This window comes from Bradyrhizobium sp. HKCCYLS1011 (assembly GCF_051167795.1).
Lineage (GTDB): Bacteria > Pseudomonadota > Alphaproteobacteria > Rhizobiales > Xanthobacteraceae > Bradyrhizobium.
Map to the genome: position 1 here is coordinate 73923 of NZ_JBNPTT010000001.1, position 11937 is coordinate 85859.

The 11937-nt window shown below is 64.2% G+C and carries 11 protein-coding genes; 7 read left to right on the plus strand and 4 right to left on the minus strand.

All coding sequences use genetic code 11. The annotated features are described in order from the left end of the window. Window positions 1-107 precede the first annotated feature (107 nt). Window positions 108-347 carry a 30S ribosomal protein S18 gene (gene rpsR / locus ACQR1W_RS00365; protein WP_008963441.1) on the minus strand — a complete coding sequence of 80 codons (240 nt, stop codon included), beginning with the start codon at window positions 345-347 and terminating at the stop codon, window positions 108-110. 5 nt (window positions 348-352) lie between these two features. Continuing rightward, window positions 353-823, minus strand: coding sequence for a 30S ribosomal protein S6 (gene rpsF, locus ACQR1W_RS00370; RefSeq protein WP_008969613.1), 471 nt, complete (start codon window positions 821-823; stop codon window positions 353-355). A gap of 378 nt (window positions 824-1201) precedes the next feature. On the opposite strand from rpsF, the gene fabD reads away from it, so the two are divergent. The 7 genes from fabD to gmk all read left to right on the plus strand — a co-directional run bounded on the left by fabD (window position 1202) and on the right by gmk (window position 8737). Then, a complete protein-coding gene (gene fabD, locus ACQR1W_RS00375) occupies window positions 1202-2161 on the plus strand; it encodes an ACP S-malonyltransferase (RefSeq protein WP_434848979.1) in 960 nt (319 codons plus the stop codon). Window positions 2162-2213: 52 nt separating this feature from the next. Further along, window positions 2214-2951, plus strand: coding sequence for a 3-oxoacyl-[acyl-carrier-protein] reductase (gene fabG, locus ACQR1W_RS00380; RefSeq protein ID WP_434848980.1), 738 nt, complete (start codon window positions 2214-2216; stop codon window positions 2949-2951). 499 nt (window positions 2952-3450) lie between these two features. After that, window positions 3451-3690, plus strand: a complete 240-nt coding sequence (locus ACQR1W_RS00385) for an acyl carrier protein (protein WP_008969609.1) — start codon at window positions 3451-3453, stop codon at window positions 3688-3690. A 554-nt stretch (window positions 3691-4244) separates the two neighbouring features. Further along, the gene (fabF, locus tag ACQR1W_RS00390; protein ID WP_008969608.1) at window positions 4245-5510 is read left to right on the plus strand and encodes a beta-ketoacyl-ACP synthase II; all 1266 of its coding nucleotides are present in this window, start codon (window positions 4245-4247) and stop codon (window positions 5508-5510) included. 287 nt (window positions 5511-5797) lie between these two features. Continuing rightward, the gene (gene mltG / locus ACQR1W_RS00395; protein WP_434848981.1) at window positions 5798-7063 is read left to right on the plus strand and encodes an endolytic transglycosylase MltG; all 1266 of its coding nucleotides are present in this window, start codon (window positions 5798-5800) and stop codon (window positions 7061-7063) included. Window positions 7064-7186: 123 nt separating this feature from the next. Continuing rightward, a complete protein-coding gene (locus tag ACQR1W_RS00400) occupies window positions 7187-8074 on the plus strand; it encodes a YicC/YloC family endoribonuclease (RefSeq protein WP_434848982.1) in 888 nt (295 codons plus the stop codon). 3 nt (window positions 8075-8077) lie between these two features. Beyond that, window positions 8078-8737: a guanylate kinase gene (gmk, locus tag ACQR1W_RS00405; protein WP_434848983.1), complete on the plus strand. Its 660-nt coding sequence runs from the start codon at window positions 8078-8080 to the stop codon at window positions 8735-8737. 14 nt (window positions 8738-8751) lie between these two features. Here the strand turns inward: gmk and ACQR1W_RS00410 are convergent, their stop codons facing one another. Both ACQR1W_RS00410 and ACQR1W_RS00415 read right to left on the minus strand, forming a co-directional pair. Further along, a complete protein-coding gene (locus ACQR1W_RS00410; RefSeq protein ID WP_434848984.1) occupies window positions 8752-10494 on the minus strand; it encodes a hypothetical protein in 1743 nt (580 codons plus the stop codon). Window positions 10495-10874: 380 nt separating this feature from the next. Then, on the minus strand, window positions 10875-11933 hold the full coding sequence (locus ACQR1W_RS00415; RefSeq protein WP_434848985.1) for an alcohol dehydrogenase: 1059 nt from the start codon (window positions 11931-11933) through the stop codon (window positions 10875-10877). Window positions 11934-11937: the final 4 nt, after the last annotated feature.

Consider the following 11937-nt stretch of genomic DNA (forward strand, 5'->3'; position numbering starts at 1 on the left):
GAGCGGTTAGAGGTCATCTGACCCCAACCATCGGCAACCGGACGACCCGGAAGCCTTATGAGCAAGTAAGGCGCAGTCGGCGGCAGGGCCGCCGACCGCGGAACGTCTTAGCGAATGACGTAAGGCAGCAGGCCAAGGAAGCGGGCGCGCTTGATGGCGCGCGCGAGCTCGCGCTGCTTCTTGGCGGACACGGCAGTGATCCGGCTCGGCACGATCTTGCCGCGCTCGGACACGTAGCGCATCAAAAGCTTGGAATCCTTGTAGTCGATCTTCGGCGCATTCGGGCCCGAGAACGGACAGGTCTTGCGACGGCGGAAGAACGGGCGACGTGCAGGGGCTTCAGCCATCGATCTTACTCCTCTTCCGCAGTTTCTTCGTCACGGCCACGGCGCGGGCCACGATCGCCGCGGAATCCGCCGCCGTCGCGATCGCCACGGAAGCCGCCACCCTCGCGGTCACCCCGGAAGCCGCCGCCGCGGTCGTCGCGCTCGCGGTCACGATCAGCCTTGCGCATCATGGCCGACGGACCTTCCTCGAGCTCTTCGACGCGGACGCTCAGATAGCGGATAACGTCTTCGCTGATGCGCTCCTGACGCTCGATCTCGGCGATCGCCGCGGACGGCGCGTCGATGTTGAGCAGCACGAAATGCGCTTTGCGGTTCTTGTTCATACGGTAGGTGAGCGAGCGCACACCCCAGTTCTCGGTCTTGGTGACCTTGCCGCCGAGTCCCTCGACGATGCCGGTCATCTGGGCCGTCAGTTCTTCCACCTGCTGGGTGCTCGCGTCCTGACGCGCGAGAAAAACATGCTCGTAAAGCGGCATGGCTGTCCTTTCCAAAGTTGGCGTAGACCCCGGCGTCAAGCCCTTCGAGCCCTTCATGGAAAGGACTCGTAGACGTCAGCTCAGAAGGCGGAAACACGGGACGACGGGCCGACTGGCCCTGCCACATCAAAGTCGCCTGACATATGGTGATTTGCAGGTGATTTGCTGAGACCGTCCGTTCAGCTCCCGGCTCGGGACCCACGGATGGCGGCGCTTATACCGATTTTCGGCCAGTTGGCAAGGGAAACGGCAAGGGAAACTCGACCGAATCGCGTGAAAACAGGCCACTCGAAGCCTGTCACGCGCTTGACATGACAGCCTCAAGCGGTGTCTTACCGCGCTTTCTGGGGAATTCGGGAACGTTTTGAGGAGCGGCCGATGACGGCAGCATTTACCTTTCCGGGGCAGGGGTCGCAGACGGTCGGCATGGGCAAGGCGCTCGCCGACAATTTCGCGGCGGCCCGCGCCATCTTCGATGAGGTCGACGCGGCGCTCGGTGAGAAGCTGACTGCGGTCATCTGGGACGGCCCGGCCGAGATGCTGCAACTGACGGAAAATGCGCAGCCGGCGCTGATGGCGGTGTCGCTTGCGGCTTTGCGCGTGCTGGAGTCGGAGGCTGGTTTCTCGGTCGGACGGGACGCGGCTTTCGTGGCCGGACATTCGCTCGGTGAATATTCGGCGCTTGCCGCTGCCGGTAGCCTGACGGTGGCCGATACGGCGCGGCTGTTACGAACGCGCGGCCTTGCGATGCAGAAGGCGGTGCCGGTCGGGGTCGGCGCAATGGCCGCGCTGTTGGGACTGGACTATGAGACCGCGGTCGCCGTGGCCGAAGAGGCTGCGCAAGGCGAGGTCTGCCAGGCTGCCAACGACAATGGCGCGGGCCAGGTGGTGGTGTCCGGCAACAAGGCCGCCGTCGATCGTGCGGTGGAGATTGCCCGCGCCAAGGGCGCCAAGCGTGCGATGCTCCTGCCGGTCTCGGCGCCATTCCACTGCAGGTTGATGCAGCCGGCCGCCGATGTCATGGCGGAGGCGCTTTCCAAGGTGACCATCAAAAAGCCGGCTTCGCCGCTCGTATCCAACGTCCTGGCCTCGCCCATCAGCGACCCCGACGAGATCCGCCGCCGCCTGGTCGAACAGGTGACGGGGACGGTGCGCTGGCGCGAGTCGATCGCCTATATGTCCGCGCAAGGCGTGACTCGGTTCTTCGAGATCGGGGCCGGGAAGGTGCTGAGCGGGCTGGTCAAGCGCATCGCGGACGGGGCGGTTGGGATCGCTGTTGGCGGACCCGCCGATCTCGCAGGCGCGAAGGACGCTTTGGCGGCCGCGACTGCGGCGTAGTACCGCCGATCACGAGAGCTGGCCGTTGCGACGCGGCATTGAGGAGAGTTTGATGTTCGATCTGAGTGGCAGGACCGCGCTGGTCACCGGTGCGACCGGTGGCATCGGAAACGCGATCGCCAAGGCGTTGCATGCGCAGGGTGTGACCGTTGCGATTTCCGGCACCCGGCGCGAGGTGCTGGAGGCCCTGGCGTCCGAGCTGCGGGAGCGTGTTCATGTGCTCCCCTGCAACCTGTCCGACGCGGCCGAGGTCGAGGCGCTGGTGCCAGCTGCGGAGCAGGCCATGGGACAGGTCGACATTCTGGTGGCCAATGCCGGCATCACCCGGGATAACCTGTTCGTTCAGCTGCGCGATGAAGACTGGGACGAGGTCATCAAGGTCAATCTGACCGCGACCTTCCGCCTGGCGCGCGCCGCCACCAAGCTGATGATGCGCAAGCGCTTCGGCCGCATCATCGCGATCACCTCGATCGTCGGCGTGACCGGCAATCCCGGGCAGGGTAACTACACCGCCTCGAAAGCGGGAATCATTGGCATGATCAAGACGCTCGGGGCCGAATATGCCAAGCGCGGGGTCACTGCGAACTGCATCGCCCCGGGCTTCATCAAGACGCCGATGACGGATGCGCTCAACGAAAAGCAGCATGAAGCCATCCTGGCCAAGGTTCCGGCGGCACGCCTCGGCACGCCCGAGGATATTGCTGCAGCTGCGGTCTATCTCGCCTCCAACGAGGCGGCCTATGTCACGGGGCAGACCATCCACGTCAACGGCGGCATGGCCATGATCTGACTGGCAGCCTAGGTTTTAGGCCGTCGGGTCGGGCCGCGGGCGAATGCGGCAAAAAGACGTCCCAAGGGCCGTGCATGGGGTTGGCCCGAGGATCTAGCCGGCGATCCGGGCTAAAAGGCGCGGGCCGGCTCTGATGGTCAAGGTTTTGGGAATATGATAACCGAACCTGCCAACAGAGGGATGAAGATCGCCATTGCAGGATTTACAAACCCTGTATATTGGCGGGGCGAAGCTTGCCGTCGTTCGCCGGGCCTTCCGTCGGCTGGTGCGACCGATCTGAGGTTCCTGTTTGCCGGGAGTATCGATCGGAAGCGCACCGGACTCATGGAGTTTGTGGTGGTCCCGCTTCCGAAATCCGATCCGCAAGGGTCGGCGGATTTCGGGAATGGGATCATTGCGGGGCACATGTTTTTGCGCGATCGCGAAGGAAGTTTACATCCGGGATGACGCCTATCATCCGGGGGTCGGATCTTAAGGGAACAAGCACGAGGTTTGGACGATGAGTGAGATTGGCGAGCGGGTAAAGAAGATCGTGGTCGAGCACCTCGGTGTCGAACCCGACAAAGTGGTCGACAACGCGAGCTTCATTGATGACCTCGGCGCTGACAGCCTCGATACGGTCGAGCTCGTGATGGCTTTCGAAGAAGAGTTCGGCTGCGAAATTCCTGACGACGCGGCGGAGACCATCCTGACCGTCGGCGACGCGACCAAGTTCCTGGAAAAGAACGCCAAGAGCTGAGACGCCTCGGCGAGGGTTGAGCGAAACCGGACGGACCGTTACCTACGGCCGACCGGTTTCTTGCTGTTGGGAGGATGGATCGCCGGGGAGCGGTGCCATCGCTCCGCCAGCGTCCTCAATCGAAGTTCGCTCAACCGAAGTTCGCTTCATGTCGCAGCGACCTCGTGAGTGAACTTCGGATTCGGAGGACATCAGAAATCTCGGATTCCAGGTGGTTGATTCAGAAGCTCGCTGACGGATTCGTGGAGCGGATGTGACGTTCGCTACCCTGGCTGCGAACTTGAAGTTTCCGATCAGTTGGTCCGCGTACTCTCCGTCGAAACTTCAAATCAAGGCCGCTCCGGGATCGATAAGTTGCTGGTGCTGTTCGATTCCGAAGTTCGCAAATGGACGCACAGCGCTATGATGCGACCTTTGGAATCGGAGCACTAGGCCCACAGAGCTGAAGCGAATTCTAAAACCATCACACAACTTCACAACAAACAACGGCCTGACGCGCGCTTTCGATCGTTCTGACGCAGTCGCGCTTCAGCCCTGGTCTGGAGAAAACGAAGATGAGGCGGGTTGTCGTTACAGGCCTCGGCATGGTCTCGCCACTTGGCTGCGGCGTTGAAACGACCTGGAAGCGCATCCTCGAAGCCAAGAGCGGTGCCCGCACGATCGCGACGTTCGACGTCTCCGATCTGCCCAGCAAGGTCGCTTGCTCCGTACCGCGCGGCGACGGCAGCGACGGTACCTTCAATCCGGACCAATGGATGGAGCCCAAGGATCAGCGCAAGGTCGATGATTTCATCATCTTTGCGATGGCGGCGGCGCGCCAGGCGCTCGACGACGCCAACTGGCACCCCTCGACGGAAGAGGATCGTTGCGCCACCGGCACCATGATCGGCTCCGGCATCGGAGGCCTGACGGGCATCGCCGAGACCGCAATTCTCCTGAAGGAGCGTGGCCCGCGCAAGGTCTCGCCGTTCTTCATTCCGGGACGCCTGATCAATCTTGCCTCCGGCTACGTGTCCATCGAGCACGGCCTCAAGGGGCCGAACCATGCCGTGGTCACGGCGTGTTCGACCGGTGCGCATGCGATCGGCGATGCCAGCCGTCTGATCGCGCTTGGCGATGCCGACGTGATGGTCGCGGGCGGCACCGAGTCGCCGATCAGCCGGATCGGGATTGCCGGGTTCTGCGCTGCACGTGCGCTGTCGACGGCCTTCAACGATACCCCCGAGCGCGCCTCGCGTCCCTATGACAAGGATCGCGACGGCTTCGTCATGGGCGAGGGGGCGGGCACCGTCGTGCTGGAGGAGTACGAGCACGCCAAGGCGCGTGGAGCGCGAATCTACGCGGAGGTGACCGGATACGGCCTCTCCGGTGATGCCTATCACATCACCTCGCCGTCACCCGACGGTGACGGTGGATACCGCAGCATGAGCGCTGCAATGAAGCGTGCGGGCATCACCGCCGCCGACATCGACTATATCAACGCGCACGGCACCTCGACGCAGGTCGGCGACGAGATCGAACTCGGTGCGGTCGAACGGTTGCTCGGAAACGCGGCCTCGAAAGTCTCGATGTCCTCGACCAAATCGTCGATCGGTCATTTGCTCGGCGCGGCAGGTGCGGTCGAGGCGATCTTTAGCATTCTCGCGATTCGGGATAACATCGCACCACCGACCATCAATCTCGAAAATCCGTCGGTGGAGACCGCGATCGACCTCGTACCTCAGACCGCACGGAAGCGTGAGATCAATGTCGCGCTGTCGAACTCGTTCGGATTCGGGGGCACCAACGCCTCCCTGATCCTGCGGCGGGTCGTGAGTTGAGCCGACGCGCGGCGGAACCACCGTTTCGCCGTATTCGACAACGAATCGTTAGGACGGGCGTAGATTTCAGGTCGCTTGCGTTGGACGCGCACGGCCGCGACGAGTGCTCAGATTCCGAAGTCGCATCGATCCCGGCGGCTTCCTTTGCGAACTTCGGAATCCCAGAGCACTAGGAAACATGGCCTCTCGTGCGGCTTGGATATTGAAGTTCCGATGAAGAACGCGCTGAGAACTCGATCGGAACTTCAAATTCGCCGCTCCGGGCGACAGGACTGAAGGTTGCATCGATGAGTGAAAGGCCGCCCATCTCGCCCCGCAGTCCGCGCGCCGCGCTGGAGCCCGAGCAGGTTCCGCCGCCACCGCGCCGTTCCGATCGCGCGCGCAATCCGTTCGTGGTGGTCGGTAACGCCATCATCACCTTGCTGTTGTTGCTGATGCTCGGGGGCGGTGCCGCCTACTACTACGGCCGGCAGATCATCGAAGCGCCCGGACCGCTGCAGGAAGAGAAGATCGTCAACATTCCCGCGCGCGCCGGCAAGCGGGACATCGCCGACGTGCTGACGCGGGAGGGCGTGATCGACGTCAATCCGTGGGTGTTCATCGGGAGTGTCTTTGCACTCAAGGCGAGTTCCGATCTGAAGCCGGGCGAATATGCGTTCCAGAAGAATGCATCTTTGCGCGATGTGATCGGCGTCATCGTCGAAGGCAAGGTGGTGCAGCATTCGGTGACGATCCCCGAGGGGCTGACGTCCGAGCAGATCGTGGCCCGGCTCTCTGACAACGACATCTTCGCCGGCGCGGTGCGGGAGATTCCGCGCGAGGGGACGCTGCTGCCTGAGACGTATAAATTCCCGCGCGGTACCAGCCGCGACCAGGTGATCCAGCGCATGCAGCAGGCGGAGAAGCGTGTGCTCGCCGAGATTTGGGAACGCCGCAGCCCGGATCTGCCGATCAAGTCGCCGGAACAACTGGTCACCCTGGCCTCGATCGTGGAGAAGGAGACCGGCAGGCCGGACGAGCGCAGCCGGGTTGCCTCGGTGTTCGTCAATCGGCTGAAGCAGAAGATCAAGCTGCAGTCGGATCCGACCATCATCTACGGCCTCGTCGGCGGCAAAGGGACCTTGGGACGGCCGATCAAGCGCAGCGAGATCACCCAGCCCTCGCCCTACAACACCTATGTGATCGAGGGCTTGCCGCCCGGGCCGATCTCCAATCCCGGACGGGCCTCGCTCGAGGCCGCCGCCAATCCGGCGCGCACGCGGGACCTCTATTTCGTTGCGGACGGTACCGGCGGCCATGCCTTTACCGAGACCTACGACCTGCATCAGAAGAACGTCGCCAGGCTGCGGGCGATGGAGAAGCAGACCCAGAACGATACGGTCGAGCCGGAGGATGCGCCGCCGGCCAACGCCAATGCGGCCGCGACCGACCCGCTGGCCGGCGCGCCCGGGGCGAAGCCGCCGGGCGCCAAGAAGCCGCCGGCCGCGCGCGCAGGCGGCACCGGTGCAAGGCAGGGCGCGGTCCAGCAGCCGGCGCCCGCGGTCCCGCAATAGGGCAGCAACCCTATCCTGCGGTTCAGAACCGCACTTAACATTTCGGCAAAAGGCCTTAAGGTTCGCGCAACTTTTATGCGGCGAATCTGCCGCCTGTTGCGATCTGCCGGAGAAAATGACCCTATGGCGCTATCGAGCATGACCGGCTTTGCCCGAAGCCACGGGGCGAGCGGGCCCTACTCGTTCGAGTGGGAGTTGAAATCGGTCAACGCCAAGGGCCTCGATGTCCGGCTGCGGCTGCCGCAGGGCTGGGACGAGGTCGAGGCGTTCGCCCGCAAGCGTGCCGGTGAGCTGCTGTCGCGGGGAACGATCTACGCCAACCTCACCGTCAAGCGCGCTGACGCGGGCTCGACCGTGCGTGTCAACGAGGAGGTGCTCGCGTCCATCGTCACGATCGCAAGCTCGCTCGCAGGCAAGCTCGATGCGGTGGCGCCGAGCATCGACGGGCTGCTTGCGATCAAAGGCGTGATCGAGGTGGTCGAGCCGGAGAGCGACGAGGCCGAGGACAAGGCGGCGAAGGATGCAGCTGTCGCCGCGTTCGATGTGGCGCTGAATGCTCTGGTCGAGATGCGCCGGCGCGAAGGCGAGACACTCGGGCAGATCCTGAATCAGCGCATCGGCGAGATCGAGGCCCTGGCGCAGAAGGCGGAGGCCTCGCCGGGCCGCAAGCCGGACGCGATAAAGGCGCGGCTTGCCGAGCAGGTTGCGGCGTTGCTCGAAACCTCGGATCGCTTCGATGCTGATCGTCTTGCGCAGGAAGCCTTGCTGATCGCCGCCAAGGCCGATGTTCGCGAGGAGCTCGATCGTATCGCCTCGCACATCGCGCAGGTGCGCGAAATGCTCAAGAAGGGCGGTGCGGTCGGCCGCAGGCTGGATTTCCTGGCCCAGGAATTTCATCGCGAGGTCAACACCACCTGCTCGAAATCGAACGATATCGAGCTGACAAATACGGGCCTTGAGATGAAGACCGTGGTCGAACAATTCCGCGAGCAGGTTCAGAATCTGGAGTGATCGATGGCGGCTCACGGCGGAAGCTTCGACGGAGTCGAACGGCGCGGCCTGATGTTCGTGCTGTCGTCACCGTCCGGCGCGGGCAAGACGACGCTCTCACGCCTGCTGATCGAGCGCATGCCGGGCTTGAACATGTCGGTCTCGGTGACGACGCGCCCGATGCGTCCCGGCGAGGTCGAAGGCCGCGACTACTATTTCGTCGACAAGATACGTTTCGAGGAGATGGTGAAGCGTCACGACCTGTTGGAATGGGCGACCGTATTCGACAATCGCTACGGCACGCCGCGCGCGCCGGTCGAAGCGGCGCTCTCGGCCGGACGGGACGTGTTGTTTGACATCGACTGGCAGGGCACGCAGCAGCTGCGCGAGAAGGCGCGTGCCGATGTGGTCAGCGTCTTCATCCTGCCGCCATCGGCCGCCGATCTCGAAAAGCGCCTGCACACCCGGGCCCAGGATTCAGATGAGGTGATCCGCGCCCGGATGAGCCGTGCCAGCCACGAGATGAGCCATTGGGCCGAGTACGACTACATCGTCATCAATCGCAACGTCGATGATGCCTTTGCCGAGGTCCAGTCGATCCTGAAGGCCGAGCGGCTGAAGCGCGAGCGCCGCATCGGGCTCACCACCTTCGTTCGCGAGTTGCAGCGCCAGCTCGAACCCTGATCCGCTGCGCGATCTCATCCCTGACGTGCCAGCCGCGCCAGAATGTCCTGGATGCCGTCCAGCGACTCGTCGTGCTTCACGTCACGGCTGCGCGGACGCAGCACCTGGGGACGCGGAATGAAGTCGAGCGGGGGCATCGCCGCATCGTCATTGGACGGGGTGGCCGGGATACGCTGCCACGGCGGCCTCTCGTCCGAGCGCGCTCGATTGGCTGCGGGTCTCCTTGCGGCCTGGACCGGCTGTTCGGCAGGTGGAGCGAAGCGGGACTCGAGGAGATCGATCAACTCGGCCGCAGGATCGGTGCTGTCGCGGGTACCAGGGAAGTTGCCGTTCGCTGCAGCGTCAATGTTGGCAGGGGGAGCCGCCGCGGCCAGTCGCATGGGTGACGCGCTCGCGGATTCCAGCAGCGTCTCGATCTCCGCTGCGCGATCGAGGACGGTCGGCGGGATGTTCACGGGGCCTGCAGCCGGACCGGCCTCGTAGACTGGCGGCTGAACCGGCTTGGCCAGACGCGATCCCAGCAGGTTTTCCAGCTCTTCGACGGAATCGGGAAGGTTTGCCGAGAGGCTATTGAACGCGGCCGGCGCGGGAGGATTGCGCGCAGGCGCCGGATCAAAGGCAGGGGGCGCCGATCCGCCGGCGCTCACCTCCTGAATGTGTTCGACCGTCGCCGCTGGATCAACAAACGTCCGGTCCGGTTCGCTCGGATGATGGCCGCGTCCGGTGGTCGCATGGCCAGCCGGCATGGTGGCCGACGTGACGGCGCGGGTCTCGAGCAAGTCAGCGAGCCCGGTCGCGTTGTCGATGCTCTTGGCTGCCACCCGATCGAGGCCGGCAGGTGCCTTTGCAGCGGTCCGTGCGGCAGCGGGCTTCGCGGCTGCGGGCTTGCCAACCTTCTTGTTGGCGCGGTTGCTTCGCCCGTCGGCCTGAACCGGCTTTACCTTTGGGCGGGGCTTGCTGCGCGAGCGGCGCGCCCTGGCGACAGCCATTTGCCAGTTCGCATTGCGCCGCCGTCGTCGACCGATCCGGCCGAGGCGGTAGAGACCGCTCGCCATCAGGCCGGACATCGATAGCGCGCCAACGACGACCAGGATCAGCATCGGTAGCGCGACCGGTTTGGACGGCTTGGGTGCGGCCGCTCCCGCATCGGACTGGGGCAGTGAGGCATTGGTGTCGGGATCGAGAGCGGTATCGTCAGCGTTGAGTGTGGCGGCCGCCGGATCCGGGTCGGGCGCTGCCGCATCGAACGGCCCAGGTTGGGCTGCAGCTTGTGGCCAGGGTGCGGCAGCGGAGCCGGGCTGTTGGCCGGCATCGGTCGCTGGGCCGGCGTTGTCGCTGGTCGGGACGATTGCGAGGCTCGGAGCCTTCTGCATCGTTCCGAAATCGTCATCGGCGCGCGACCGTACCGGCGCGTCGGCGAGCGTGGCAGCGCTGGTCCGTGGGGTCGCAGTCTCCGGCCGGCGTGGTCCAGCCTTCGGCGGTGTCGGTTGCGCGAAGTCCCATGCGGATGGCTGCTGCGGCTGCTTGGCGACCGAGGTCCCGCTCGTGGCCGTGTCCTTCAGATACCAGCAGCGCTGGTTTTTGGCACGATCGAAGCGGTAACGCCAATGCTGGCCATCAGCCTTATCGCCCGTCGGTTCGGAGAGGCAGTCCTCGGCCGCAATAACGGGCGTGGCGCAGGCGAGCAGGGTCAGAACAGTGCTTCCGGTCATTCCGACGACAATGGCGAATGCGAATCTTGCAGTTCGTTTTGCCATTGAACACTCCGGATACGCCACCATCGAACGCCGCGTTCTCGGAGAGAAGTTGGGTAGCATTGAGCCGCAATTTCGAATTAATTCCGGCCCGCTTTTTTCATTTGTGATTGCGGCATTTTTCCCACAACACGGCACCGCCGTACCGTGATCTCTGCACCATTGCGCGCGCAAATCTGCGATGCGTGAGGCTCGTGTCCGGCTCTGTCATCCGTGTCAGTTTGCCGCAGGCCCGTTTGCGAGCGTCAAATCCGCCGACGAGCGTGCGTCGTTCTCGCCCCTCTGTTTCAATCATTTTCGCCGCCAACGTCAGCGGCTTTGCAGGAGCGAAAATGCTTGCGGCGGCGCAACGCGCGCCGCAGGTCAGCAGCTCTGCGCAATCGTCAGTTCTTGAGCACGACGCGGCCGACCACCTGGCCCGCGCGCAGCGCATCGATCCATTTCTGGACGTCGCCCATCGGCTCTTCCCGCATCGGCGCCGGCTTGATCTTGCCGGAGCGCGCGAGCGCCATCAGCTCGTGGGCTTCGGCCAGCGTGCCGACCATGAAGCCCTCGATGGTCATGCGCTTGTAGACCCATTGCACCATCGGCAGGGTGAACTGCCCGCCCATCAGGCCGGAGACCACGACCTTGCCGCCACGTGCGAGCACTGAGACCGCGAACGCCATCGACTTCTCATTGCCAGCGAAGTCGACGACCTCGTCGAAGCCGCCATCGGTCTCCTTCAGGATGCGCCTTGTGACCTCCGGCTCCGCCGGGTCGTAGGCAACGGCGGCGCCGCTGTTTAACGCTGTTTCGCGGGCGGCCGCGCTGAGGTCGGCAACCGAGATCGGCTGCTTGAACATCGCCTGCGCAAACGACAGGCCCATCATGCCGACCCCGCCGAGACCGATCAGCAGCAGGTTGCGTTGCCGCGGCCGGTCTACCAGCCGCTTCAGCGCGCCATAGGCGGTGACGCCGGAGCACATCAAGGTCGCGGCCTGGTTGACCGGGAGCGGATCGTATTCGAGCAGATATTTGGCGTCGGGCACCAGCACATGACTGGCGAAGCCGCCGTCGATCGAGACGCCGAGAAAGCGCTGCTTGATGCAGAGATTCTCGTCGCCATTGGCGCAATCGCGGCATTGCCCGCAGCCGATCCAGGGGAAGACTGCGCGCTTGGCGCCGATCAGCTCCTTCGGCACGTCGGGACCGGCTTCCTCGACGATGCCGGCGATCTCGTGCCCGAGCGTGAACGGCAGCGTCATGCCGCGCGTCGTGTCGAGCCGCTTGCCGCCGCCGAGATCGGCATAGCCGTCCTGGATGTGCAGATCGGAATGGCAGAGGCCGCAACGCTCGATGCGAACCAGAACCTCGCGTCCCTGCGGTTTCGGGGTCTCGACGATGGTTTCGCAAAGCGGCGCGTCGAACTTGACCAGTGACTGCCGGCGCATCAACGCCATCGGT

What these genes read in the sequence shown, in the direction of transcription:
- ACQR1W_RS00400 (WP_434848982.1), top strand. Translation starts at nt 7,187, where the DNA reads ATGGCGCTATCGAGCATGACCGGCTTTGCCCGAAGCCACGGGGCGAGC.
- ACQR1W_RS00415 (WP_434848985.1), bottom strand. Translation starts at nt 11,933, where the DNA reads ATGGCGTTGATGCGCCGGCAGTCACTGGTCAAGTTCGACGCGCCGCTT.
- fabG (WP_434848980.1), top strand. Translation starts at nt 2,214, where the DNA reads ATGTTCGATCTGAGTGGCAGGACCGCGCTGGTCACCGGTGCGACCGGT.
- rpsF (WP_008969613.1), bottom strand. Translation starts at nt 823, where the DNA reads ATGCCGCTTTACGAGCATGTTTTTCTCGCGCGTCAGGACGCGAGCACC.
- fabD (WP_434848979.1), top strand. Translation starts at nt 1,202, where the DNA reads ATGACGGCAGCATTTACCTTTCCGGGGCAGGGGTCGCAGACGGTCGGC.
- mltG (WP_434848981.1), top strand. Translation starts at nt 5,798, where the DNA reads ATGAGTGAAAGGCCGCCCATCTCGCCCCGCAGTCCGCGCGCCGCGCTG.
- ACQR1W_RS00410 (WP_434848984.1), bottom strand. Translation starts at nt 10,494, where the DNA reads ATGGCAAAACGAACTGCAAGATTCGCATTCGCCATTGTCGTCGGAATG.
- fabF (WP_008969608.1), top strand. Translation starts at nt 4,245, where the DNA reads ATGAGGCGGGTTGTCGTTACAGGCCTCGGCATGGTCTCGCCACTTGGC.
- ACQR1W_RS00385 (WP_008969609.1), top strand. Translation starts at nt 3,451, where the DNA reads ATGAGTGAGATTGGCGAGCGGGTAAAGAAGATCGTGGTCGAGCACCTC.
- gmk (WP_434848983.1), top strand. Translation starts at nt 8,078, where the DNA reads ATGGCGGCTCACGGCGGAAGCTTCGACGGAGTCGAACGGCGCGGCCTG.
- rpsR (WP_008963441.1), bottom strand. Translation starts at nt 347, where the DNA reads ATGGCTGAAGCCCCTGCACGTCGCCCGTTCTTCCGCCGTCGCAAGACC.